Below are 24,460 nucleotides of genomic sequence, written 5' to 3' on the forward strand. Positions count from 1 at the left end.
GCTTGATATCCCTGACCCTAATCAATTAGAAGACACGAATTTCAAACCGATAATTGACCCAACTAGTGTAGCAAGGAAGAAAATCCTCCAGAATTCTGCAGATTCTTTGAAAACAAAGATTCCAACCAAAACTGTTCCTACAGCACCGATACCAGTCCATACAGCATAAGCTGTCCCTATTGGTAGTGTCTGAGTAGCTTTAATTAATAAAAGCATACTGATTGTGAGACAAACAATAAACCCAGCATACCAACCATATGCTGCCATCCCGATAGCATCCTTTGCTTTGCCTAGGCAGGAGGCAAAGCCCACTTCAAACAATCCCCCAATAATTAATAGTATCCAGTTCATAGGATTTAATTTTCAATAACTATACAATTGCTTCTAATGATGCTTTTATGTGACTTAATTTCCTTATAGATGATAAAAATACATTGAATTATAAGTCCATGATCACCTGCTTCTTCAACAACCTGAAACTTTTTCTATGCCAAATGCAATCACCTGAAAGCTCTAATCCTAATCTATGTGCTTTGGTAGGATAGCCAGCATTACGTTCCCAGGCATAAGCTGGATATTCAATTGCGAGACTTTCCATAAATTGGTCCCGATAAACTTTTGCTAGAATGGAGGCTGCTGCGATACTGGCATATTTGCCATCGCCTTTAATCACGCAGGTATGAGGGATGGTCAAACTGGATTTCCAGCGATTACCGTCTATCAGCAGATGTTCAGGAGTGTGGACAAGACCTTGTACCGCACGTGTCATTGCAAGAAAAGAGGCATTTAGAATATTTATCTTGTCGATTTCGGCTACGCTTGCTTCAGCGATTTGCCAAGCTAGTGCTTTATCTTTTATCTCTTCGATGAGATCTTCCCGTTGCTTTTTTCCAAGTTTCTTAGAATCATTGATCCATGGATTAGTATAATCGGCAGGTAAAATCACTGCTGCAGCCACCACTGGCCCTGCTAGACATCCACGACCGACTTCATCGCATCCTGCTTCTACCCGATTAGCTTCTAAAAAGGGTTTTAGAATCATGATCCTTGTCCTCTCTGATTTTATAAAATTTGTGAATCATCTCTGTAATCAGGCCAGTCCAACCTGTCTGATGAGAAGCTCCTAGTCCAGCTCCGCTGTCCCCATGGAAATACTCATAGAAGAGAATGTAATCCTTAAAGTGTGGGTCCTCCTGGTATTTTTTATGACTGGCAGAATAGACAGGCCGATTACCATTTTTATCCTTCATGAAGATACGCATGCAACGGAGCGAAAGCTCCTTAGCTATGATATCCATAGTCATGTATTTACCAGACCCAGTTGGATATTCTATGGAGAAATCACCTCCATAATAGAAGTCAAATTTTCTAAGGGATTCGATAAGAAGGAAATTGATTGGAAACCAAATCGGACCTCTCCAGTTGGAATTACCACCAAACATCACTGTTTCTGATTCGCCTGGTGTATATTTTACGGTAAGAATTTCCCCTCCTATATCCATGGAGTAAGGATTTTTCTCGTGGTATTTGGATAGAGATCTGATTCCATAATCACTTAAAAACTCATCAGAATCCAACATTTTTTGCAAGACACTCTTCATCCTATGTCCTCTCAAAAGAGAAAATAGTCTGCGTCTGTCATAGCCAGGTTGGATCCAGCTAGAGACCAATGCTGCTAGCTTTGGCTTTTCCCTAAGGAAAAAATCCAGTCGTTTCTTGAACTCAGGAAGCTTGTTGAAAAGGTCCTCTCGTATTGGTTCCACAGCGAAAAGTGGTATCAAACCTACGATAGAGCGGACTTTCATTTTCCTAGGATCTTGACCTGGGATATGGAATACATCATAGAAGAAATCATCCTCATCATCCCAAAGTGAAATGTGCTCATCGGAGATGTTACTCATCGCTCCAGCTATATATAGGAAGTGCTCTAGGAATTTGGTGGCAGTGAATTGATATACGGTGTTGAACTCGCATAAATCCAAAGAAATTCGGAGCAAATTCAGAGAAAACATTGCCATCCATGAAGTAGCGTCTGCCTGCTCTAGTTTGCCGTGATATTTCTGGGCATGACTTCTGTCAAAAACAGATATGTTATCAAGTCCTAAGAAGCCACCTTCAAAGATGTTTTTGCCATCACTATCTTTCTGATTGACCCACCAAGTGAAGTTGAGCATTAACTTGTGCAAGGCTCGCTCCAGAAACTCCTGATCACCAACGCCATTGTTAGCCTTTTTATCAATCTGGTAAACACGCTGAACAGCCCAAGCATGCACTGGAGGATTCACATCGGAGAAATTCCACTCGTAAGCTGGAATTTGTCCGTTGGGATGCATGTACCATTCATTCAAGAGTAGTAACAGTTGACCCTTCGCAAATTCAGGATCTAATCTTGCCAAAGGAATGGCATGGAAAGCAAGATCCCAAGCTGCATACCAGGGGTATTCCCACTTGTCTGGCATAGAGATGATGTCGTAGTTTTGAAGATGTTTCCATCCGCTATTTCTGCCCTTTTTCCGTTCTACAGGCGGCACGAATCGCCCCGAATCTCCTTCTAGCCAGCGTTCTACATCGTAATAATAGAACTGCTTGGACCACATCATGCCTGCATAAGCCTGACGTTGGATATTTACTAAATCTTGATCAATTACTCTTTCTTGAAGAATAGCATAGAATTCATCCGCTTCTTTTTTGCGCTGCTCTAAGCATGTGTCACAAATTTCCAGAGGATTATCATCCACTTGGTGCTGCATACGGAGTTTTACCTGTCTGCTTTCTCCCGCTGGGATAGTTAGCTCATAGATAGCCGCTGCTTTGGTTCCTTTATTTGCTGGATTGAGGTGTTTAGTATCACCTGAAACTACAAAATCATTAATTGCATCTTTCAGATACTTTTTCTGATTTTTGATTTGATAGATTCTTTCACGGTTGGTCTCATTATCACAAAATTTCAGGTCAGGATTTCCGTCAAAAGTGATAGAATAGTTGCCTGACTTTGGATTAAAAGCTTTGATAGTATTATCGCTGGTTTTAGTCAGTTTAGGCATAAAAGGTTCATTGCCTGTCACCCAAGTTTTTCTGAACCAAAGCGTTGGCATCACCCAGATCTTTGCTTCCTCAGGACCTCGATTATGAATAGTCGCAACCGCAATAATGTCTTCTACATCTTGCTTGGCGTACTCGATGAAGATGTCAAAGTATTTGTCTTCGTCAAAAAGTCCTGTGTCTATCAGCTCATACTCAGGGTCTAATTTGGTTCTCTTGTAATTTTCCTCCAAGAGATGCTGATAAGGAAACTCAGCCTGAGGATACTTATACAGCATCTTCATGTAACTATGAGTGGGAGTGGAGTCTAAATAATAATAGATTTCCTTCACGTCCTCACCGTGGTTTCCTTGATTTCCAGTCAGACCATAGAGGCGCTCTTTAAGAAAAGGGTCTTTTCCATTCCAAAAAGCCCAGGCTAAACAGAATTTCTGTTTGCTGTCAGAGATACCCCCAATTCCTTCCTCTCCCCATCGGTAGGACTTAGAACGAGCATCATCGTGGGTGACATTTTCCCATGCCGAACCATCTGGACTATAATCTTCTCGTACAGTTCCCCATTGTCTCTCAGTGAGGTATGGTCCCCATTTCTTCCAGTGCTTGGTTAAATCCTTATCTTCTTGTAATCGTATATTTTCTGCTGACATGTAATTCTCTCTAGCGATAATCGTCGAAATTATCAATTTCTATGAATGTTAGCCTTACTTATAGGCTTCCATAACGAGCTGATAGTTGTTTTTTGAACTTGCTAACAAATCGTATTTTTTGTTCAATTGATGAACAATGGGTGGGAAGGGAATTTTTTCGACTCCCAACCCACAAAGATTCGTAAAAAATTATAGAATAGATGATAGCATACGAAAAAAGTCTTGCCTCAAATTATTTTAATAGATTTTACATCTACACTTGTAGATCTCAATTAAACTTCTACATTTGTAGATGTAATTTGATTTGAAAGCTATGAAACTATCTAGAACAGAAGAAGAACTGATGAACCATTTATGGAAGCTAAAGCGCGCTTATATGAAGGATCTATTAGATGCTTATAGTGAGCCCAAGCCAGCTACTACCACTATTTCCACATTATTAAAACGTATGCAGGATAAGGAGTTTGTAGGTTATGATGCAGCCGGCAAGCTACGTGAGTATTACCCATTGGTTACTAAGGAGAACTACTTTTCAAAGCATTTGAAAGGCTTAATCAAAAACTTCTTTAACGATTCCCCAGCACAGTTTGCTTCTTTCTTTACCAAAAAAGCGGAACTCTCAGAGGAGGAATTACTACATCTGAAAAGTATTATTGATGAACAGCTAAATCAGAAAAAATGATGGTTTACTTACTCAAATCCATAGCCTGCTTACTTATTTTACTGCTTGCGCATCGACTGCTCTTGCAGAGAGAAGTGTTACATAGATTCAACCGATTCTTTCTGCTGTTTTCGGTGGTTGCATCCTTTCTGATTCCTCTTTGTACTATTGAAGTTCATGAGGAAATAGTAGCCGCTACTATTGAAGTGAGTTCTGACCCAGTTTACTTTGGAGCTCACCCATCTGACGTGATTTCTGAGCCTGTTTACTTTGAAGCGGCAAGTCAGGATTCTAATCTGGAGCAGGTATTTACTGCCGTTCCTGAATCTCAATTTAATTGGGAAAACCTTCTGTTTGGGTTTTATGGCTTGATTTCTTTTGTTTTCTTGTATCGATTTGTGAAGAATATCAAAATCTTGGTGAATCAGATTCAGCGAAATATTAAAGTCAATTATCGTGGGCAAACGCTGGTTTTACTCAAAGGAGATTCCCTTCCTTTTTCTTTTCTCAAATACATTTTCGTGGCGGAAGCAGATCTGGAAAATGGGAAATTTACCGATGCTGTTTTTGCACATGAGTGCACACATATAGAAGAGAAACATAGTTGGGACAATCTATTTATTGAGGCATTGCTTGTGCCGCTTTGGTTTCATCCGGGATTGCATTGGGCAAAGGCAAGTATCAAGCTCAATCATGAATTTATTGCAGATGCAGTGGCTTTGCGCAGCACTCCTCTGGAAAAATACGAGAGTCAATTACTAGCCATGATGCTTTCTAACCAAAAGTATGGATTGGTCAGTAGTTTGAATTTTTCATTAACCAAAAAACGATTTAAAATGATGAAGAAAAAATCAATGAGTGCAAATGGCTGGATCAAACTTTTGGTCTTGGTGCCAGTAGTAGGAGCGTTGGTGTACTTTTTCTCTGAAAGAGTTGCGGCAAAAGCCGGTGATACTTTACAGGAGAGTGAGGTATATGTAAACACTGCAAATCAAAAATATCTGGAGCCTATGGATTTTGATTTGACTTTCACGCTGAAGCCAGATAGAGTAATTCAATATGAAAATGAGAATTATGACTTGGACGCTGTAAAGGAATTGATTCTTGAGACTAAAAATTCAATTGATGCTTTAAAGATTAACTTGATCACTTCCTCAGCAAGTTCTATGGGAGAGTTGAGTGATTTCCAGGCATTATTAAGAGATCTTGATATCCGGAGGATTCATTATGTTTCTTATGATCAAAATGCAAATGATAGTACAAATAAAAAGTTTGGTGAAGTAGATAAGTATATGATTGAAAGCCAAGATCAATTACCAAAGCTTACTGCCGAACAAATTGAAGAGAAAGAAAAGTATTACAGAAATGCATCAATTTTTGTGGAGAATGAAGCGGGAGAATTAATTGCTAAAACTTATAGTGAGCTATCTGAACCAGTAAAAGCTTCTTTGATGCCTCCTTTGAAGACACCAGCTAAAAAGCAACTAAGCAGAAGTGATTTTGAATCTTGGAAGAAATCTGAAGATTTTGCCCTATGGTTGGACGGTAAGGTTATTCCTAATTCTCAATTAGAGAATATGAGTCCTACAGATATTGTTTATTACACTAGCAGTTTTGTTCATCTAAATGCCCGTTCGGAGCGTTTCCCGCAGGAGCATCAAGTTAGTTTGTATACCCTAGAAGCATATGAAACAACGTATGGTTCGAAATCTAAATTTGGGAAACCTCTCAATGAGGCTAACAAACTATATATCTATCCAAAAGACAAAAGAATAAATCATGGCAAACCTTGGGTGAAAAAAGTAAAGGATCCTGTGACCGAACAGAAAGATGATACTTCAGAAAAATGGCCTCCAGCAGTGAAAACAGCCCAGGTACAGAATGATCTTCAAGAATACATAGATGCCTATGTAGCCTACGAAAAACTTCGAAAGCAAGCTCCGCATTTCGTAGACAGAAGCAAAGCTGAGCAAGAGAAGTTAACCGAAATGTATTCTGAACTCAGAAGCATGTACTTCCAGGTTGCATTCCATGACAAGCCAAAGGTCAGGCGCGCAGTGATTCCTTACGTTCCTTACATTAAATTGACATCCAAAGGCGAAGTTTATTACAAAAAGGGGAAGGATCTAACTGCTGAAGAGCTTAGTATAGTGGGTCCACCACCTCCTCCAACTACTCCTGCAGAACTTTTAGAGTCCTACAAAAAGGTCTCTAACCAATATGAATTTATGCGTAATAAAGGTAGAAATGATGCTTCTTTATCCATGGAGGAGCGAAATACTTTGTTTCTAATGTACAATGAGCTTCAAATTATATTCCTGAATATGGGTGCTCCTGAGCGTAGACAAGTCAAAATGGTCAATTTCCCTTACTACCGCGTAGAGGAAAATGGAAAGAATGTATTCAAAGCAGTATCTGAGCTCACCCCAGAGCAAAGAGCTTTGAACAACTGCTAGTTTGATATAAAAAATTATGAAAATGACTGAGTCAGGATATAATCTGGTTCAGTCATTTTTGTTTTTGAGCAAATCTGCTTGAGTGTCTCAGGCCAGGAGTTTGTCCAGACCTTCATCCCATTCTCTGTCGCGAATTGTGATTGAATCAAGTACTCCAGTTTGGAGAAATCAAAGTTGTCCGAGGCTATCCCCGCACCAGAATAAACAGTGTCAATTGCATTGCAAGCCTGTTCGTATTGACCTTTTACAGGAATAACCATCACTGGCTTTCCCAGATACATCGCTTCACAAATCGATTCAAAACCTGCTGTAGATACCAGGCCTTTGCAAGCGGCCATATCTCGAAGGTAGTTTTTATCATGAACTCGGTGCATGCTCAAATTTGGAAGAGGATTTTCCGTCTCCGCAGCATCTTTTTTATCCCAATAGGCTTTGATCTGAAGGTTCGGATTTAACTTTGCAAATGTGATCACTTCCTCACTATAGCCAGAGTTGACGATGTAGGTTAAGAAAAAATCACCAGTTGTAGCTGTTAGACTTTTCACTTCTGTGCGTAGGAGTGGAGGAACTACGGTGATATGCTCAGTAGAGTCTAATTTATAGGAAGAAAGTGCCAGTTTCTCAGTGGCTCCAATAGCGGTTAATCGAGTGTTTAATTTGAAGAAGAACTTATTGAGTCCCTTGGAAGGAGCAAATTTGAAGTTGGGATGATAACTCAAATATTGATGTCCGATGACCCAGTACTGAGCTTTTGGTCTAAAAATTCCATTGTAAATCCCACCCAGTAAATCATAAAAATTCAGGATCACGTCGGGTTGTTCGCTTTTTACAACCTCATCGATTTGCTTCAGGCTTCGCCAAAAAGTACTTGCTTTCGCGAGATTCTTTCGGATAGTCTTACCGATCAGAATCTTCTTTTCGTCTTTGTCACATGCAAAATTTGGGCTTTCTACCTCATGTATTGGAGCTGCTATTTCCCTTGCAAAAAACTCAGGAATAGCTCTTCGCTTAGATTTCCCGATGATTACACCCACTAATTCATGCCCTTGTTTTCCCAAGAGATTAGAAAAAGCAATAGCTTGTGTCATGTGTCCCCGGCCTTCACCTTGGACTATAAATAGGAACTTCATTGGGTGGAGGATATTGCTGGTGGTTCCAAATCCTTTTTTGGCTTGAGGAAGGAAACTTCTCTCATTGGAATAACTGTAGCCTCGGGTTTGCCGATAAAAAATTGCTGAAGACTATCGTCATGCACTTCCTTGAAATTGATTTCGTTGTAGTATATCAATTGCCAGTTGCCCTCATGATCTTCAGCCAAAGCACTCATCGTTTCTACCCAGTCACCAGAATTCATGTATTCTATTCCGTCAATTATTCGGTTTTCGGCTTTATGAATATGACCACAGATGATGCCATCGCAACCTTTAGCCTTCGCCATTTTTGAAAGCTCTTCCTCGTATTGATCGATGTAAGAGACTGCTGATTTTACTTTGCCTTTTACATACTGCGAAAGTGAGAAATAGGGGAGACCACGCTTGATGCGATAGTGATTGACCACGCTGTTTAACCAGAGCAAAAAGGTGTAGCCCATGTCCCCCAGATAGGCAATCCAGCGAAGATTAGTCGTGATGCTGTCAAATACGTCACCGTGTGTGACGAAATACTTTTTACCATAACTTTCATAGGTCATGTCTTTTTGGATTGAAAGATTACCGATTTGAAAGGGTAGAATCTGATCTAAAAAATCGTCATGATTGCCTCGTAGGTAATACACCTTGGTGTTATGATTCTCAATCATTTTCAGGACTCTATTGAAAAAGCGGGTGTGCTTCCTCTTCCAAGATCCTGACTTCTTGAGTTGCCAGCCGTCGATAATGTCGCCGTTCAGGATGAGATTTTCACAGGTGTACTGCTTGAGAAACCGTGAGATCTCTTTGGCTTTGGAGCCTTTTGTACCCAAATGCACATCGGATACAACTAAGGTTTTGTATTGGGTCTTCACTATTCTGGTTTTGGTTGAAAGGTATTACTCCCAATTGAACTCAGTGTCAGTGGATTATTATGAAATTAATAAGGTATTATGGGTTTGGAGTCCGAATGTAATGTCAGTGTTAAAATGATGTGAAAAGTGCTGTTCTATACCTATATGTCTGTAACACACACCAGGGTTCTCCTAGAAATTGACCTGTGATTGGCTGAATTTTATATCAGTGGTTCTAGAGTTAAAGGTTGATTGGTCTAGATTCGTTTTCCCAAATAGAACAATTATGAAGCACACGCTATTCGCATTGGTATTCTTGTTGACTTTGAATACTGTCTTTTCACAAGACCAGGTTATCAAAGGAAATTATGAATTAGCCGCCCGATTTTCTCCTGAGAAAATGAAGAAGATGGTTTTTTCCACTTCTGTATCTCCACATTGGTTGAAGAAATCAGACCGCTTTTGGTACGAATATAAAACCAGCACTGGTAACAACTGGTATCTAGTCGACCCGGCTAGGAAATCTAAATCCCAGCTTTTTGACAAAGATAAATTGGCGATGGAAATCACCAAAATCACTAAGGATCCTGTAGATGGACAACATTTGGAGCTGAGCGATCTGAAATTCCTAGAAGATGAAAATACAATCAGATTCAAAATAAAAGGAACTGAGGAAGTTTTGAAAAAGGACTGGGCTGAGATCAAGACAAAGGATAAAAGCAAGAAGGATTCTATGGAGAAAAAGACCTTTGTCTTTCATTACAATATCAGCAATCAGCAGTTGTCAGAAATAACTGACGCTCCAAAAGATCCTGAAAGAACTTCTTGGGCTAATATCGCTCCTGATTCATCCAAAATCGTCTTTGCGAAGCATAACAACCTTTATTGGATGGACAAGGCAAACTTTCTGAAGGCTGTGAAGGATGAAAAGGATAGCACTATCGTTGAGAATCAGATTACCGAGGATGGTGTTGAAGACTTCGGCTATGGTTCTAGTGGAAGAGGCGAGGATAATGAGGAGATGGAAAAAAATAAGGATAAAAGAAAACGAGCTGGTGTTCTTTGGAACGAAGCTTCAAACGAATTTGTAATCTCCAGATCTGATCAGAGAAAAGTAAAGGACCTGTGGGTACTACATAGTACGCGTGACCCAAGACCTACTTTAGAGACCTATAAATATCCTATGCCAGGTGATAAGGAGCAGCCTGTAGAGTATATCTATCATTATTCTTTTGGCACTAAGGAAATTAAGAGCCTGCCTATTTCTTCGTTTAAAGATCAAACAATCAGCATTTATTCTACACCGGCTCCAGCAAATGCGCGGGATGATGATTTTAGAGCTTCTACTTGGTTAGGAGATGAAGATGAATTCTATTTTGGGATTACCTCCAGAGATTTGAAAAAAGTAGATATCGCTAGATGGAATTTGAGTTCTGGTACCAAAGAGGTGGTGATTGAAGAACGAAGCAATACCTACATAGATTTTGCAAGACCAGAGCTTGTAAACGGAGGAGAGGAATTGATTTTCTGGTCGGAGCGTGACGGTTGGGGCCATTTCTATCTTTATGGAAAAGATGGTACGCTGAAAAGGCAATTGACTTCTGGCACTTTTCACACAGACCGAGTGGAGCGCGTAGATGAGAAAGCAAGACGTTTGTTTTTTGTGGCGAATGGACGCGAAAAAGGAGAAGATCCTTATTACGAGCACTTGTATTCGGTTAGTTTAGATGGTGGTGCGATTACCTTATTGAACAAAGGGGATTTAAATCATTCTTCGGATATGAATGATGCCGGTAGCTTTTTTGTCAATAATTACTCAAGGGTGAATACGATACCAGTTTCCGTGCTACATGATAGAAATGGTGCAAAAGTTATGGATCTGGAAACTGCAGATTTGACCAATCTTTTTGCCGCAGGCTATCAGTTCCCCGAACCATTTACTTTCAAATCGGACGATGGAATAACTGATTTGTATGGGGTGATGTATAAGCCATTTAATTTTGATTCTACACATCAATATCCGCTAATTCAGTACGTATATCCAGGTCCACAGACAGAAGCGGTGGACAAGGCTTTTTCGGCGAGATTGGATCGCACGGATCGCTTAGCGCAGTTTGGGTTTGTGGTGATCACGCTTGGGAATAGAGGCGGTCATCCAGGTCGCTCCAAGTGGTATCACAACTATGGCTACGGAGATTTAAGAGATTATGGATTGGCGGATAAAAAGGCTGCAATCGAACAACTTGCGGATCGTCATGATTTCATTGATAGATCTAAAGTTGGGATTCATGGACATTCAGGAGGTGGATTTATGTCCACTGCGGCTATGTTGGTTTATCCTGATATTTTTAAAGTTGCGGTTTCTTCTGCAGGAAATCATGAGAATAACATCTACAATCGATGGTGGTCTGAAAAGCATCACGGCGTGAAGGAGCAGATCAGTGCAAAGGGAGACACTACGTTTATTTACCAGATCGAGAAGAATCCTGATCTGGCGAAAAATCTAAAAGGGCATCTGATGCTTTCTCATGGAGATGTGGATAATAACGTGCATCCTGCGAATTCAATCCGGATGGCTAATATGCTAATGAAAGCAGGAAAGCGCTTCGACTTAGTATTGCTTCCAGGACAGCGACATGGATTTGGTGATATGACTGAATATTTTTTCTGGAGAATGGGGGATTACTTCGTACAGCATTTGCTAGGAGATAATACTCCACCTCCAGTGGATATGATAGAAATGCAACGTGATAAGCCGCTGTCAAAGTGATTTGAAGATTGATTTTCAAAATTTTACAAAGGCTCGATTCTGTTTCAGAATCGAGCCTTTGTAATTTAGGGAGCGTCATTAGGAGTCTAGAGAAGAGTAGAACCTTTGTCAAAATAGCCTAGAGAACAATGATTTTCTAATAGGCAAATCTATTTTTGACAATAGACATGCTTAATTGAATATATATGAATATTAAAGTACTCTTCGAACCACTTCCAGCATGAGCCTGTTCAGAGATAGGAGCTATTAGTTTAACTTAAAGAATTTACTTATGTCATTACTAAAAGGAAAGGTAGCCTACATCTCTGGTGGAGGCTCTGGAATTGGGAAAGCAATTGCAAAAGCTTATGCTCGTGAGGGAGCAAAAGTGGCTGTGTCAGATATAAATGTAGCGCATGGACAGGAAGTAGTCGACAATATTACAAAGCAAGGGGGTGAAGCTATTTTTATTCATGCGGATTCTTCCAAACCTGAGGATAATAAGAGAGTAGTAGAGGAGCTGGTAGCAGCATATGGTCGACTTGACATTGCCTGTAACAATGCAGGAATCGGGGGACCAGCTGCTTTGACAGGAGAATATGATATTGAGGGTTGGGATAAAGTAATTGCATTAAACCTATCGGGGGTTTTCTATGCGTGTCGTTATCAACTAGAACAAATGGAGAAAAACGGTGGAGGGAATATTGTGAATATAGCTTCAATCTATGGTACTGTGGCTGCTCCGATGAGTCCTGCTTATACAGCTTCCAAACATGGAGTTGTTGGACTCACCAAAAATATAGCTGCGGAATATGGATCAAAGAATATTCGATGTAATACTGTAGGGCCTGGATATATTGCAACGCCACTTTTGGACGATAATCTGGACGATAAGACTAAAGCAGCGATTGCTGCTAAGTCAAGCATGAACAGACTTGGAACAGCTGAGGAAGTAGCTGAACTGGTTATATTTTTGAATTCAGACAAATCTTCCTTTACTAATGGCTCATATATTATTGCAGATGGAGGCTATACGGCGGTTTAATAGTCATATAAATTGGTAATCAGAGATTCATCTACAAGCTCTTAGATTGAGTAATTGAGTAAGCAGTTATAGGCTTATTATATCTACTATGACTGAAGTTCTGAGAAGGATTATTGACTTCACAAAAAAAGCCGGCTTTAGGAAATAGCCGGCTTTTCGAAGTCTATGTTTATCCTATTTTTTCATACAGTAAATAGTTTCCTTCACAACAAACCAGCAGAAGCAACCTATGCCTACAGAGAAAACGGTATCACCGATCATTCTCATCCATTTAAGTAGTTGTACAGTTGGGCTATAGAGCAATTCTGAATCTCTAGCATAAGAATATCCGTGAGTGATGGAAGCGTATGCCTGGATGATTCCTATAGGTAAAAGACTTAATACTACCATCAATATCAATCCGATATTTAATAGCCAGAATGCATATTTGACAAGATTTTCATTCCAATGCTGATCAGAATAAAATCGTAAACAAATAAGAATAAATCCCATTCCCAGCATTCCATAGACACCAAACAAAGCAGTATGCGCATGTACAGCGGTGGTGTTTAGACCTTGGATATAGTAGAGTGCAATAGGAGGGTTGATCAAGAAACCAAATACTCCGGCTCCAATTAAATTCCAGAACGCCACTGAGATGAAGAAGAAGATTGGCCACTTGTAACGCTGAATCCACAAGTTTTTCTTCAGAAGATTCCAATTTTCCCGAATCTCAAACCCCATCAGCGTTAATGGTACTACTTCGAGAGCGCTGAACGTAGCTCCAAGCGCGATAGCCTGAACTGGAGTTCCAGAATAGTATAAGTGGTGGAGAGTTCCAATAATCCCACCAGCAAGGAATATTGTAGCAGAAGCAATTGATGCTTTACCGGCCGTCTTCATCGATATAATCTGCATTCTTGAGAAGATGTAGGCGATGACTACAGTAGCAAATACCTCGAAGAAACCTTCTACCCATAAGTGCACTAACCACCATCTCCAATAATTGATCACGGGAAGAGAACTGTTTTCTCCATACATCAAGCCAGAGAAGAAAAATAAGCCTATAGCTACTACAGAGACCATTAATATGATCAGAATGTGCTTTGATTCGGTATTTTCTCTGATTGCGAAGAGTACATGACGGCCTACCATAAGAACCCATAATACCAATCCAATTCCGAGAAATATCTGCCAGAAACGCCCAAGATCCATGTATTCATAACCTTGGTGGCCAAAGAAGAAATTGGTTGTAAGATCAAGAAACTGATGTACTCCCAACCATTCGCCCAGCATGGAGCCAAGAACTATTATCAACAATGCCACGAAGAGGAAATTCGTGCCAAATACCTGGTATTTCATCTCTTTGCCAGAGATCATTGGAGCCAAAAATAATCCTGTAGCTAGCCACGTAGCTGCTATCCAGAACACAGCTAGCTGCGTGTGCCAAGTTCTGGTGATAGAGTACGGGAGGAATTGAGAAAGCTCAAAACCGAAGAATGCCTGACCTTCTACAGTATAATGGACGGTAAGTATTCCAAACACAATCTGCAAAACAATTAGGAATGAAATAATAATAAAGTATTTCAAAACAGCCTTTTGAGAACGGAACAAGGTCATTCCCAGTAGAGGATCAGATTCGCTTTGTGTGACAGCGTCACCTTTTTCATGATTTCTCAGGTAATAATAGGTCAAAATACCGATAAACAGTATTAGTAATACAATGGAGAATCCTGACCAAATCTGAGAATCCGGCGTGATGGTATTACCGATTAGCGGTTCGTGAGGCCAATTGGAGGTGTAGGTGTAGTCATGATTTGGTCTATTGGTACTTGCAGCCCAGGACGTCCAAAAGAGAAATGCATTGAGTTGCTTTAGCTTTACAGTGTCTGTCAATGCACCTCTAGGAATAGCATACTGCTCATGACCTTCGGAGAATGTAGAAGAGTAATAGGCTGTATTTGTCTCTATCGCTAGTTTACGTTCAGCAGAAATAGTGATTATCTCAGTGGACTCTTCAAAAGTATTAGTTTTGATGTCTTTTATCAGTCTAGCTTTCAACGCAGCTTGCTTCTCTACATCTAAAGCTTCGTAGCTGCTATTGAAATCTTTCTGAGCCCAATATTCCAGTAGGAAAAGTGCCTCTTTGTGGATCCAATCTGCTGTCCAGTCAGGAGCTACATAGCTTCCATGCCCCCAGATTGAGCCGACTTCCATTCCACCGATGGACTCCCAAACGTTTTGGCCAACCTGTATATCCTCCTTTGTGAGGAATATCTCATTTGTACCCTGAATTACTACACTTTGTGGTATGGGAGGTTGAGTTTGATAGATCTCAGTCCCCACCCAGATGAGCGCTATAAACGAAATCGTTACTACGCTTATGAATATTATCCAAATATTTCTCATGCTTTGATTGTAATGTTTTTTCTATCGTGATTGATTTTCAATTGTTGGACTTAATTTTTGTTTTTATTTGGTCGTGTAGAGGGGTTTAAGTGAAATAAAGAATAAAGGATCTTAATATCCTTTATTTAATAAAAATATTTTCCTATCGATTCAGCCAAAATATTTTCTTCACATTGTCCGTGAATAGAATATCCTGCAGTGTATTCGACTCAAACATGATTCGTAAATCTTTCTTGACTTTTACAAATTGGGTGTGCAGTGGGCAAGGAAAGTTTTCATCGCATTGGTCCAATCCAAGACCACATCCATAGAATATTCTATCGCCATCTAAAACCGTAATTATTTGAATCAATTTGATTTCAGATAGGCGTGACTCTTGAATCATAAATCCTCCATTTGGACCTTTAATAGAAGTAACAATATTGTTTTTGCTGAGAACCTGCAGGATTTTGGCAGTAAAAGCCTCTGGAGAATTTATAGCTTTGGCAATACTTTTCAATCCTATCGTTTGATTGGAGGAAGCTTGTTCGGCAATGAAAATAGAGGCTCTAAGTCCGTATTCGCAAGATTTTGAAAACATATTAACAGATATTTTACCCGGGCAAATGTAGGGTATTTTGCATAGCGGACAAAACTGTCCTTTATTAAATATTATTTTTTTGTACTTTTAGTTTAGAGTTTTGAAAAATGGTTTCAACTTATCAAGAGGTATTAGCACACAGGGCGAATTTTGGAATAAATAAGTGATGTCTTTTAGCAAGAGCACATAAAGATTCACTGCAGTGCATGAGAAAAAGTAAGTCAAGAATTAAAAAATAAAACACTATCACATGGGGAATACTACGTCACTATTCTGGGAACGCTATCATAAAACTCCAATAGTTGGGATTATTCGAGGACAAGCGAATGAGACAGTGCTCAAAATAGCGGAAGCTTTTGAAGCTGCTGGGTTTACCACATTGGAAGTTACGATGAATACAGCTGGAGCAGCTGCTATGATCTCTACATTGAGAAGTAAATTTCCATCCCTGAATGTAGGAGCAGGAACTGTTTGTAAGTTGGGTGACCTTCGGGAGGCAATTGATGCCGGAGCGCAGTTTATCGTGACACCAATTATTGATGAGACAGTCATCGAGCATGCCGTAGATGAGAATATTCCGATTTTCCCTGGTGCATTTTCTCCCACCGAGATCTATAAAGCCTGGTCACTTGGCGCTTCTGCGGTTAAGGTTTTCCCTGCTACCAAGCTAGGGGTGGACTTTATAAAAGATGTGCTGGGGCCGCTGGATAAAGTCAAATTGCTTCCAACTGGCGGCGTATCTAAATCCAACATTAGATCATTTTTTGAAGCAGGTGCTTTCGGAGTAGGGATGGGGAGTTCGTTAATTGATAAAAAACTGGTGACTGCAGGTGATTATGAAGGATTGAAAAAGCATTTTGAAAGTGTGAAAGATGAGGTAGCGGATTTTATCAGGGGTTGATTGTTCTCAATCAAAGTGAAGTCTTGGCTTGAGGGATTTGAGATACTCGCGACGGCATAAGTGATGTGTAGAGATGAATACAGAAGCTCATGATGGCCTGAGCGTTTATAAATACACTTTTTTCTTTATTCACGTGTTTTCGTGGCTAAAAGCATAATAAAAAAAAGTGGCCTTTTGGAAAAGCCACTTTTATTATACTATAAACCAATTTTCACCTAATTACTTACTATTTCATTTTCTAATTCTACTAAAGCTACAGCGCCGTGAATAGCAGTTTCGTCCATTTCTGAAAGTAGAATTTCAAATCTTTCAATCACAGTTGGATAGTTAAAAGTAGAAACTGACTTCCAAAGAGATTTTTTAAATAGAGGATATGTTTTTCTTATCGATCCACCTAAGATTATTGCCTCAGGCGCGAGTGAATACAAAATGTGTTTGATGAGTTCGCCTAAATGATGGCCAAATTCGTCAAACGCTCGAATAGCGGTAGGATCTCCAGCGAGTGCAAGTTTGGCTAAAGCTTTAGGCTTACTTCGATAATATTTATCAAAAAACTTCCCACTGCAATAGTGCTCAAAATTATGATCCAAATAGTTTGCACTACACCATTCACCAGCGGCAGAGTTAACTCCACTGTAAAGATGCCCGTTAATCACGATACCTCCTCCAATGCCTGTGCCTAAGGTAAGCCCCACGAGGTGATTGAATTTCCTGCCTACTCCAAACTTGTGCACTCCAGACGCAAAGCAATTAGCGTCATTATTTATGAAGACAGGCTTCGAAAACCTCTCTGTTAGAAACTTCTTAAGCTCTACATGCTGAAAAGCGGGGATATTCGAAAGACCTAGCACAATGCCTTCTCGGACATCTACCAATCCTGGAATACCTACACCAATTCCTACTAGGTCATAGTCCAAATACGTTTCGATGAATTCGGCAATAGTTTCTAATATGAACGCTTTACTTTCTTTTGCAGGCGTAGCAATGGATCGGATATCCTCCAAATGTCCATTAATTAGTACACCACCTTTGATTCCAGTGCCTCCTATGTCTAATCCCAATATGGCTTTTTCCATTCGCTACTAATAATAAGTTTGTTAGGTTTATTACATAAACTGTGGCTGATCGATTTACCGTCAGCCACAGCCTAGTTTAATTTTAATTACAACATTCCTTCGATAGACTTCTCTAGCTCTCTCGCGGTAGCTAGGAATTCCTTCACGCTCATATCTCGGAAGAAAATAAGTCCATGACTTGATCTTACTTTAGCGCGCTCGTGTTGGTAAAAGTAATTCTTACCGAGCAGAAGTTGAATAGCATCTAGTTGGTCCACCCAAATTCTTTTTGCAACAGTACTGAACTTACCATTGTGAGAGTAGCTTGGGAAGGATGCATTCACCTGACTCATGTAGCAATTGGCAAAGGAATCTTCCATCACCGACATATCTCCAAGAGATACAGGGACGATTACGTTGACTTCATGTGGCTCAAACTTGAACCAAACGTTTCTGTAGCCAATGATTCTCAATTTACTGATATCTGCTTCTTCTCCCCACTTTTTCACAGCAGCAGCAGTAGCCTGTAGCACTTTATAGTGAGTGTCAGGCCCAGAACCTTCTGGATCAAGCGTCAAGCTAATCTTTGTTGGATTAACTTTTTTGAACATTTCCACGATCGGTTCTACGTCGCGATCCTTGTCAGGCTGCTCTGTAAAGATATCACCTGTGTAAAAACCAAGTCTTAAGTGATGAACATTTTTCACTTGTACTCCAAAGTGTGCCCAAACCAATTCTTCCTCAAACTCACGAATCATTCCTTTCAGCTTTTGAACTTTGGCCGAATTTTTCTCACCATCATAGCTATTCTTCAGAATGCTAATGACATCGTTGATTGTTTCCCTGAGTTGAGTTTTATTCTTTATCTCATATACAATCACCAAGGCTCGCACTACACGGTGGCATAAGCCTCTTAACCGGGCATTAAGATCCTCAGAAGCTACATTTGTGAGGTAATGATAGACGTCCTTGTCAGTTTTGAGGCTGTAGCCTACCTCAAAGAAATCTTCAAAGTGAACCATTTGGATCTTACCGCTATCCAATAACTTCTTAGTATGCTGAAGAGTATCTATTACAAACGTATTAGTCACAGCTGTAAAACCAGAAGTCAATACGGAGAAGTGAGCTTTATTAGTAGGCTCATGAAGCTGGTTGGTAATGTGAGGTAAAATACCCAATGAAATATCGTCGTGATGAGGACCTGTGTGAAGTAGAACTTCGTCACGCTCCTGCTCCAAGCCTTTGCTTAGCTTGTTCTCGATACTAGTCATTACCTGATTCACTGTCTCTTCAGACAAGTCAGGAATTAGCTTGGTATATTTATCAGCCTTTAAATCTGATAGTTTTATTCTGTGTCCGTATTTTCCTAGTTTTTTGCAAAGATCGATTACAGATCTCTCCGTCTTTTCCCATGTCCATTCACCTTTCTGATAGTAGGCGTCTATAGAATCTGTCAGCTTCACTCCAGCACCTTTGGTGACATAGAATCGGCCATTTTTCAGTTTCTGAAGAACAGTTCCTGGGAAAACGTTATTGAGAGGGGTTTCAAGAGAATCTTTTACTATTCCAGCTTTTGCTTCACCTGCTGCAATAATTATAGCTACTGCCTCTGGATTATAAACGATTGTATCTAAACCAATGGTGATGACCAGTCGATTGGAAGAAATCTCTATTCCTCCAAGATCTCCAGCTGCTACTGCCTGAGTTTCAAAATTGGTCTCAGTCAATCTTGTGACAGAGAATACATGTGATCCTCTTGTGTTAAATGCAATGTGACCATCTGGACCGATTCCGCCAAGGAAGAATCCAATTCCTCCTGCATCTCTGATTTTTTGCTCGTATCCTCCACACCATTGATCTATCATATAGATCGATTCCTGCTGTAATTTCTCCTGATCGTTCTCCGGGTCACGGAATCTCAACGAAAGATCAACTTTCAAGTCAGGAAAGATTTCTTTAAAATGAAGTCCATTTGCCAAAGGGATCTCATCTGAATTGATCAGAATGGCTTTTTCTTTCGAAAGTCCGAAACCTTGGATATAAAACTTATTGACGTAATCGAAAAAGCTATTATTCTGCTTAGAGGAAATCGGGTAAAATTCATCAATCTGTACAAAAGTCAGATCTTTCAAAACAGGCTTTTGAGTATTCCCTAAGCCGTATTTTTCTCTTACATCTTTTCCTTTTTTATTATCCCAGTTTTCAAGTAGAAACTGAGTCCATTTGATAAAAAATTCAGGACTTTTTCCCGTTGGTAAACTAATGACTCCCTCAGGATTAGCAGCTACCCATTCCAAAAATCGGCATGCGGTGAGCAAGCCTAGTTTAGGGAAGTTGTCAACTTGAAGGTATGGAATAAGGGTGCTGATTTTCTCGACACCAGATTCCTGAAGAAAACTTTTTTCGACTTCTGAAAGCGGATACTTACTTAGCATACTATTTTGACAGGTTTATTTAATGGGACAATGTTAGATAAGCTGTAGTTAATCGATAGGTAATCAATGTCTTGTCTGATTTGATTCTTCAATAAAGATCTATTGTATGGGGTGTCAATACATTAGATCAAAACATTTTTCTCTGAGGTAATTTACTAAAACAAATCTAAAAAATGTTTTTTAATAAAACGAACTTTTATAAAAATTTTATAAAAGTTTTATTTTATCAATGTTAGTGCTTTAACTTTAAGATATAGTAATCTGATATTTTTCTTAACGGTGATGTTAATTTTAGTCCTACCAGAAGCTGAAAATCCGTTTGAATAAAATCAATATCAGCTAGTATAATTATTACTTGTGATAATTACTTGTGCATGTTTTCCATTTAGAGGTTCACGCCATGGATAGAAGGAGAGTATTCCTGCTTATAAACTTCAATCAATAATTCAATGGACATGGGGCATAGTAAGCAGAAACATTTATATTTTTCCTTAACTTTCGGTCATGCTAATTATAGTCACTGGAGTCTCAGGAACGGGTAAAACAACAATTGGGGTAGGTGTATCTGAAGCCTTGGGTTTGCCATTTTTTGATGCTGATAATTTTCATCCGAAGGAAAATATCGCGAAAATGAGTGAGGGACATCCTTTAAATGATGCTGATAGAATGCCATGGTTGCAAGCTTTGGCAAATCTTTTAATTGAGTCTGAGAAATCTGGTGGCGCGGTGTTGGCATGTTCTGCTTTGAAAGAGAGCTATCGTCAAATTTTGAAGGTGAACGAAGATGTCCTTTGGATTCACCTCAAGGGAGATAGAGAATTAATCTGGAGAAGAATGCTTGCCCGAAAGAATCATTACATGAAGGCTGGAATGTTAGATTCCCAATTTGATACATGGGAAGAGCCTAATTATGGCTTAAAACTGAATATTTGCCAAACTCCAGAGGAAATGCTTAATGAAGCGTTGAGATACTTGAGAGTTTCGGTCAGCACTGATCAATAGTTAAATGGTGAATTCTAGGATTGGCAATGTAATTGGCACTTTGATTAAAACACTTTTAAAGCGAAATTGAAGCTTACTCATCAAATTGCCTTATGAAGAAGCTACTCACTGTTTTTTTTATACTCTTCCAAAGCTCCTATAATTTTGGATTTGCTCAAACCTATGTGATTTCGAATGTGAACATCGTTTCCATGGAAAATAATCAGGTGCTTAAAAATCAGTCAATTATTGTGGACGATGGGAAAATCCTGGAAATTGTTCCTATGACTGATCCTTTCGACTTTGATGGAAATCAGATAATTGACGGTAAAGGATCTTATGTATATCCTGGCTTGGCAGAGTTTCATTCGCATATTCCTGTTGCTCAAAATGGTGATTCCCAACTACAAGAAGAAGCAATGTGGCTTTACTTAGCCAATGGAGTGTTGCATGTGAGAGGGATGATAGGTCACCCTTCTCATCTTGATTTAAAGGCAAGAATAGTAAATGGTGAAATCGCAGGTCCAAGACTTTTTCTCTCAGGCCCATCTTTTAGTGGTGGATCAGTTTCAACGCCTGAGCAGGCTGCGCAAATGGTAAGAGATGAGAAGACAGCCGGCTATGATCATCTTAAGTTGCATCCAGGATTATCGATGGATGAGTTTATGGCAATTTCAAAAACTGCCAAGGAACTTGACATACCTTTTGGAGGGCATGTTTCCTTGGAAGTTGGTTTGGAGGCAAGTTTAAAGAATGGCTACAAATCTATCGAGCACATGGATGGATACATTGAGGCGATGATTCCTGATTATTCTAGGGTGTTGGATCCCGAAATTGCCGGACCATTTACAATGCTGTTGGTAGATGAAGTTGACCTGAGTATCCTTCCCGAATTAGTAGATTTGACCTTGGAAAACAAAGTATGGATGGCCCCAACATTGACACTTTTTGATCGATTTTTTGGTTGGAAACCCGCTGAGGAGTATCGTAATGCTCCCGAAATGAAATACATGTCCGCTCAACAGATCCAGAGTTGGATCAATGCCAAGACTCCATATGAAGAAAAAGGTATTTTGACTGAAGAGTATGTTCAGCCTTATCTCGATTTCAGAAATAAGCTTTTTATGACCCTCCACAATGCTGGAGTGCCAATGATATTGGCTTCTGATTCACCGCAGGTATTTAATGTCCCAGGATTTTCCATTCATCATGAAATCGATTTGATGTCTAAAGCTGGAATGTCCAACTTTGAGATATTGAAGACGGGATCGGTGAATGCTGCAAAGTATTTTGATCAAGAAAATGAATGGGGAATGATCAAAGTGGGAATGTCTGCTGACTTTGTATTAGTTGAAAATAATCCTCTGGAAGATTTAAATACCATGAAAAAGCCAGTTATGGTCGTTATGAATGGGAAAGTCTATGACAGAATTGAACTTGAAAAACAGCTAAATAGGATAGAGGCTAACCATAAAAGATAGTAAGAGATTATAGATTAAGAGATTTTTAAACTTTCCCTCTATTTAACGCAAAGTAAAGCGCATTTGACTTTTATCTTAATTTTCCAATCTTGAATTTTCCAATTTCTCAATATTATCCCATGAACATAAAATTAAACCTAGTCACATTAATTATACTTATTTCAGGCTCAGCCTGTCTATCCCAAACCAAAATGACATTGATTGAAAAAGAAGCTACTCTGGAAATAAGAGTGGAAAAAGTGGGTGCCTGGGACGACAAAGATGTGTATAAATATACCCTTGACAATGGGAATATGCAGGTTGAGTTGACAAATTACGGTGGCATAATATCTCGAATAATCACCCCTGACAAAGATGGTAAGCTGGAGAACGTGGTATTAGCACTAGAAACAGTGCCTGACTATTTCACAAAAAATGGTCCTTATTTAGGAGCAGCCGTTGGCCGGTACGCGAATAGAATTGGTAAGGCTTCATTTACGCTAGATGGTGAAACTTTTTCCATCACCAAAAATAATGGCGAAAATACGCTGCATGGAGGCGCCAAAGGATTTGGAGTTAAAGTGTGGAACGCCGAAACCGTAAGTGAAAAAGATGCAATAGGAGTGAAGATGATCTATGAAAGTGTGGACGGGGAAGAGGGGTTTCCTGGAAATCTGACTACAACGCTATGGATGGCATTGACAACCAATAATGAACTGAAGCTTCGTTTTGAATCTACCACGGATAAGAAGACAGTTGTAAATCTAACTAACCATTCTTATTTCAATCTGAGTGGAATCACGGGTGATGTGCGCGATCATGAGTTGCAGATTTTTGCAGATGCGATCACTCCAGCCGGTGCAGGTCAGATTCCTACTGGGGAGATAAAAGCAGTAGCTGGAACTCGTTTTGATTTCCAAACACCAAAGAACCTAGGAGCTCAGTTGGATGCGTTGGGTGAAGGCTTCGATCATAATTATGTAACCAAAAGGGATAATTCTGATGAGCTGAAGAAAATAGCTATTGTCAAACATTCAGGAAGTGGACGTGTGATGGAAGTTTATTCTACTGCTCCAGGTGTACAGCTTTATACTGCCAATCACGTTAGAAATTTCGCTGGAGCAGATGGCAAAACGTACCAACCGCATTGGGCACTTTGCCTAGAGCCAGAAGCATGGCCCGACAGTCCAAATAAGCCAAACTTTCCATCTACAAGTCTAGCACCTGGAGAGAAGTATGTCCATAAAATCGTTTATATGTTTGGAGTTGAGGTAAAATGAGCCCTGTATTTTTTTAAGTGCAAAATTTTCAACAAAGTGAGTATGCAATACACATACTGAAAGTTGATAAAAGGCTCAAGTGCCCTTTTAAACGATAGGAATGGTCATTGTAACAATAGTTGGGAACACTAAACCAACTAATTATATTATGAGAACCAACAACATTAACCAAACCTCAACAAACAAATTTCCTAGAAAAGCCAAGATCACTGGCGCACTTATGTTATCTGCATTTTGCTTGGTAGGTATGACCTCCTGTGAAGACAATGATGACCCTATTCTAACTACTTACAATCAGCAAGACAGAAATTTTGCAATAGCTTCATCTGAGAATATTAATGCACAAATCAAGTTTGGGCAGTTAGCACTTGATAAGGGTGAAGATGATTCTGTATTAGAATATGGCACCATGCTTCTTTCAGAAAATTCTTCGAGTAAAACTGAGCTAGAAGGAATAGTAAATGGAACGGATGTAGTATTATCTAAGGAAGTATCCTCTGCTATGAATGCTAAATTTGACGAATTAGGAACTATGAGTGGAGAGGATTTCGATTTGGCATTTATCAATTATCAAATAGAATTGCTTGAGAACTCTAAGTCAGTTTATGAAAATCAAAAAGACAACGGGGAGAATAATACATTGAAAGCTTTTGCTGACAAGACTCTTGATAAAGTAAAAGATCACAAACTTGATGCTGCTGAAGTTAAAGCAGAATTACTTTTAGAAGGTATCTAACATAGGAAGTCAGAATGTAATTGAAGCTGATTAACCCAGCGGAAAATGCATAATGATTTCTTT

At 39.5% G+C, this 24,460-nt stretch carries 18 protein-coding genes; 9 read left to right on the top strand and 9 right to left on the bottom strand.

What is annotated here, in order from left to right; genetic code table 11:
• Positions 1–21: 21 nt before the first annotated feature.
• The 3 genes from BVH02_RS15995 to BVH02_RS16005 all read right to left on the bottom strand — a co-directional run bounded on the left by BVH02_RS15995 (position 22) and on the right by BVH02_RS16005 (position 3,689).
• Positions 22–351 (bottom strand): DMT family transporter, encoded by a 330-nt coding sequence (locus BVH02_RS15995; protein ID WP_086502471.1) that lies wholly within the window; start codon positions 349–351, stop codon positions 22–24.
• 88 nt (positions 352–439) lie between these two features.
• Positions 440–1,039: a ribonuclease HII gene (locus BVH02_RS16000; protein WP_086502532.1), complete on the bottom strand. Its 600-nt coding sequence runs from the start codon at positions 1,037–1,039 to the stop codon at positions 440–442.
• A complete protein-coding gene (locus tag BVH02_RS16005) occupies positions 1,014–3,689 on the bottom strand; it encodes an MGH1-like glycoside hydrolase domain-containing protein (RefSeq protein ID WP_086502472.1) in 2,676 nt (891 codons plus the stop codon). Before BVH02_RS16005 ends, BVH02_RS16000 begins: the two co-directional genes overlap by 26 nt.
• A gap of 313 nt (positions 3,690–4,002) precedes the next feature.
• Here BVH02_RS16005 and BVH02_RS16010 point away from each other — a divergent pair, with 313 nt between their 5' ends.
• Complete coding sequence (locus BVH02_RS16010; RefSeq protein WP_086502473.1) at positions 4,003–4,371, top strand: BlaI/MecI/CopY family transcriptional regulator; 369 nt, start codon at positions 4,003–4,005, stop codon at positions 4,369–4,371.
• Positions 4,368–6,806 (top strand): M56 family metallopeptidase, encoded by a 2,439-nt coding sequence (locus BVH02_RS16015; RefSeq protein ID WP_086502474.1) that lies wholly within the window; start codon positions 4,368–4,370, stop codon positions 6,804–6,806. Before BVH02_RS16010 ends, BVH02_RS16015 begins: the two co-directional genes overlap by 4 nt.
• Before the next feature lie 14 nt (positions 6,807–6,820).
• Here the strand turns inward: BVH02_RS16015 and BVH02_RS16020 are convergent, their stop codons facing one another.
• Both BVH02_RS16020 and BVH02_RS16025 read right to left on the bottom strand, forming a co-directional pair.
• Positions 6,821–7,936 (bottom strand): glycosyltransferase family protein, encoded by a 1,116-nt coding sequence (locus tag BVH02_RS16020; RefSeq protein WP_086502475.1) that lies wholly within the window; start codon positions 7,934–7,936, stop codon positions 6,821–6,823.
• On the bottom strand, positions 7,933–8,808 hold the full coding sequence (locus tag BVH02_RS16025; RefSeq protein ID WP_086502476.1) for a UDP-2,3-diacylglucosamine diphosphatase: 876 nt from the start codon (positions 8,806–8,808) through the stop codon (positions 7,933–7,935). The genes BVH02_RS16020 and BVH02_RS16025 overlap by 4 nt, the downstream gene beginning before the upstream one ends.
• A gap of 265 nt (positions 8,809–9,073) precedes the next feature.
• Here BVH02_RS16025 and BVH02_RS16030 point away from each other — a divergent pair, with 265 nt between their 5' ends.
• Positions 9,074–11,557: a S9 family peptidase gene (locus tag BVH02_RS16030; RefSeq protein WP_086502477.1), complete on the top strand. Its 2,484-nt coding sequence runs from the start codon at positions 9,074–9,076 to the stop codon at positions 11,555–11,557.
• 271 nt (positions 11,558–11,828) lie between these two features.
• Complete coding sequence (locus BVH02_RS16035; RefSeq protein WP_086502478.1) at positions 11,829–12,581, top strand: SDR family NAD(P)-dependent oxidoreductase; 753 nt, start codon at positions 11,829–11,831, stop codon at positions 12,579–12,581.
• 174 nt (positions 12,582–12,755) lie between these two features.
• Here the strand turns inward: BVH02_RS16035 and BVH02_RS16040 are convergent, their stop codons facing one another.
• On the bottom strand, positions 12,756–14,969 hold the full coding sequence (locus BVH02_RS16040; protein WP_086502479.1) for a nitric-oxide reductase large subunit: 2,214 nt from the start codon (positions 14,967–14,969) through the stop codon (positions 12,756–12,758).
• Positions 14,970–15,111: 142 nt separating this feature from the next.
• On the bottom strand, positions 15,112–15,549 hold the full coding sequence (locus BVH02_RS16045; RefSeq protein WP_086502480.1) for an RrF2 family transcriptional regulator: 438 nt from the start codon (positions 15,547–15,549) through the stop codon (positions 15,112–15,114).
• A gap of 250 nt (positions 15,550–15,799) precedes the next feature.
• Here BVH02_RS16045 and BVH02_RS16050 point away from each other — a divergent pair, with 250 nt between their 5' ends.
• Positions 15,800–16,450: a bifunctional 4-hydroxy-2-oxoglutarate aldolase/2-dehydro-3-deoxy-phosphogluconate aldolase gene (locus BVH02_RS16050; protein WP_086502481.1), complete on the top strand. Its 651-nt coding sequence runs from the start codon at positions 15,800–15,802 to the stop codon at positions 16,448–16,450.
• A gap of 215 nt (positions 16,451–16,665) precedes the next feature.
• On the opposite strand, the gene BVH02_RS16055 is transcribed toward BVH02_RS16050, so the two are convergent.
• Both BVH02_RS16055 and BVH02_RS16060 read right to left on the bottom strand, forming a co-directional pair.
• Positions 16,666–17,526 carry an ROK family protein gene (locus BVH02_RS16055; RefSeq protein WP_086502482.1) on the bottom strand — a complete coding sequence of 287 codons (861 nt, stop codon included), beginning with the start codon at positions 17,524–17,526 and terminating at the stop codon, positions 16,666–16,668.
• An 86-nt stretch (positions 17,527–17,612) separates the two neighbouring features.
• Positions 17,613–19,940, bottom strand: a complete 2,328-nt coding sequence (locus BVH02_RS16060; protein ID WP_086502483.1) for a PIG-L family deacetylase — start codon at positions 19,938–19,940, stop codon at positions 17,613–17,615.
• Positions 19,941–20,444: 504 nt separating this feature from the next.
• Here BVH02_RS16060 and BVH02_RS16065 point away from each other — a divergent pair.
• The 4 genes from BVH02_RS16065 (at position 20,445) to BVH02_RS16080 (ending at position 24,397) form a co-directional block, all read left to right on the top strand.
• Entirely contained in the window at positions 20,445–20,942 is a 498-nt protein-coding gene (locus BVH02_RS16065) for a gluconokinase (RefSeq protein ID WP_086502484.1), read from the top strand.
• 92 nt (positions 20,943–21,034) lie between these two features.
• Positions 21,035–22,402 (top strand): amidohydrolase family protein, encoded by a 1,368-nt coding sequence (locus BVH02_RS16070; RefSeq protein WP_086502485.1) that lies wholly within the window; start codon positions 21,035–21,037, stop codon positions 22,400–22,402.
• Between the two features lie 191 nt (positions 22,403–22,593).
• A complete protein-coding gene (locus BVH02_RS16075; RefSeq protein WP_205635745.1) occupies positions 22,594–23,661 on the top strand; it encodes an aldose epimerase family protein in 1,068 nt (355 codons plus the stop codon).
• 148 nt (positions 23,662–23,809) lie between these two features.
• Complete coding sequence (locus BVH02_RS16080) at positions 23,810–24,397, top strand: DUF4142 domain-containing protein (protein ID WP_158093901.1); 588 nt, start codon at positions 23,810–23,812, stop codon at positions 24,395–24,397.
• Positions 24,398–24,460: the final 63 nt, after the last annotated feature.

Source organism: Algoriphagus ratkowskyi, assembly GCF_002150505.1.
In the GTDB taxonomy this organism is placed as follows: domain Bacteria; phylum Bacteroidota; class Bacteroidia; order Cytophagales; family Cyclobacteriaceae; genus Algoriphagus; species Algoriphagus ratkowskyi.

Coding starts and splice junctions, on each gene's coding strand:
- BVH02_RS16015 (WP_086502474.1), top strand. CDS start 4,368: ATGATGGTTTACTTACTCAAATCCATAGCCTGCTTACTTATTTTACTG.
- BVH02_RS16030 (WP_086502477.1), top strand. CDS start 9,074: ATGAAGCACACGCTATTCGCATTGGTATTCTTGTTGACTTTGAATACT.
- BVH02_RS16050 (WP_086502481.1), top strand. CDS start 15,800: ATGGGGAATACTACGTCACTATTCTGGGAACGCTATCATAAAACTCCA.
- BVH02_RS16045 (WP_086502480.1), bottom strand. CDS start 15,549: ATGTTTTCAAAATCTTGCGAATACGGACTTAGAGCCTCTATTTTCATT.
- BVH02_RS16075 (WP_205635745.1), top strand. CDS start 22,594: ATGACATTGATTGAAAAAGAAGCTACTCTGGAAATAAGAGTGGAAAAA.
- BVH02_RS16080 (WP_158093901.1), top strand. CDS start 23,810: ATGAGAACCAACAACATTAACCAAACCTCAACAAACAAATTTCCTAGA.
- BVH02_RS16020 (WP_086502475.1), bottom strand. CDS start 7,936: ATGAAGTTCCTATTTATAGTCCAAGGTGAAGGCCGGGGACACATGACA.
- BVH02_RS15995 (WP_086502471.1), bottom strand. CDS start 351: ATGAACTGGATACTATTAATTATTGGGGGATTGTTTGAAGTGGGCTTT.
- BVH02_RS16060 (WP_086502483.1), bottom strand. CDS start 19,940: ATGCTAAGTAAGTATCCGCTTTCAGAAGTCGAAAAAAGTTTTCTTCAG.
- BVH02_RS16005 (WP_086502472.1), bottom strand. CDS start 3,689: ATGTCAGCAGAAAATATACGATTACAAGAAGATAAGGATTTAACCAAG.
- BVH02_RS16065 (WP_086502484.1), top strand. CDS start 20,445: ATGCTAATTATAGTCACTGGAGTCTCAGGAACGGGTAAAACAACAATT.
- BVH02_RS16055 (WP_086502482.1), bottom strand. CDS start 17,526: ATGGAAAAAGCCATATTGGGATTAGACATAGGAGGCACTGGAATCAAA.
- BVH02_RS16070 (WP_086502485.1), top strand. CDS start 21,035: ATGAAGAAGCTACTCACTGTTTTTTTTATACTCTTCCAAAGCTCCTAT.
- BVH02_RS16010 (WP_086502473.1), top strand. CDS start 4,003: ATGAAACTATCTAGAACAGAAGAAGAACTGATGAACCATTTATGGAAG.
- BVH02_RS16040 (WP_086502479.1), bottom strand. CDS start 14,969: ATGAGAAATATTTGGATAATATTCATAAGCGTAGTAACGATTTCGTTT.
- BVH02_RS16035 (WP_086502478.1), top strand. CDS start 11,829: ATGTCATTACTAAAAGGAAAGGTAGCCTACATCTCTGGTGGAGGCTCT.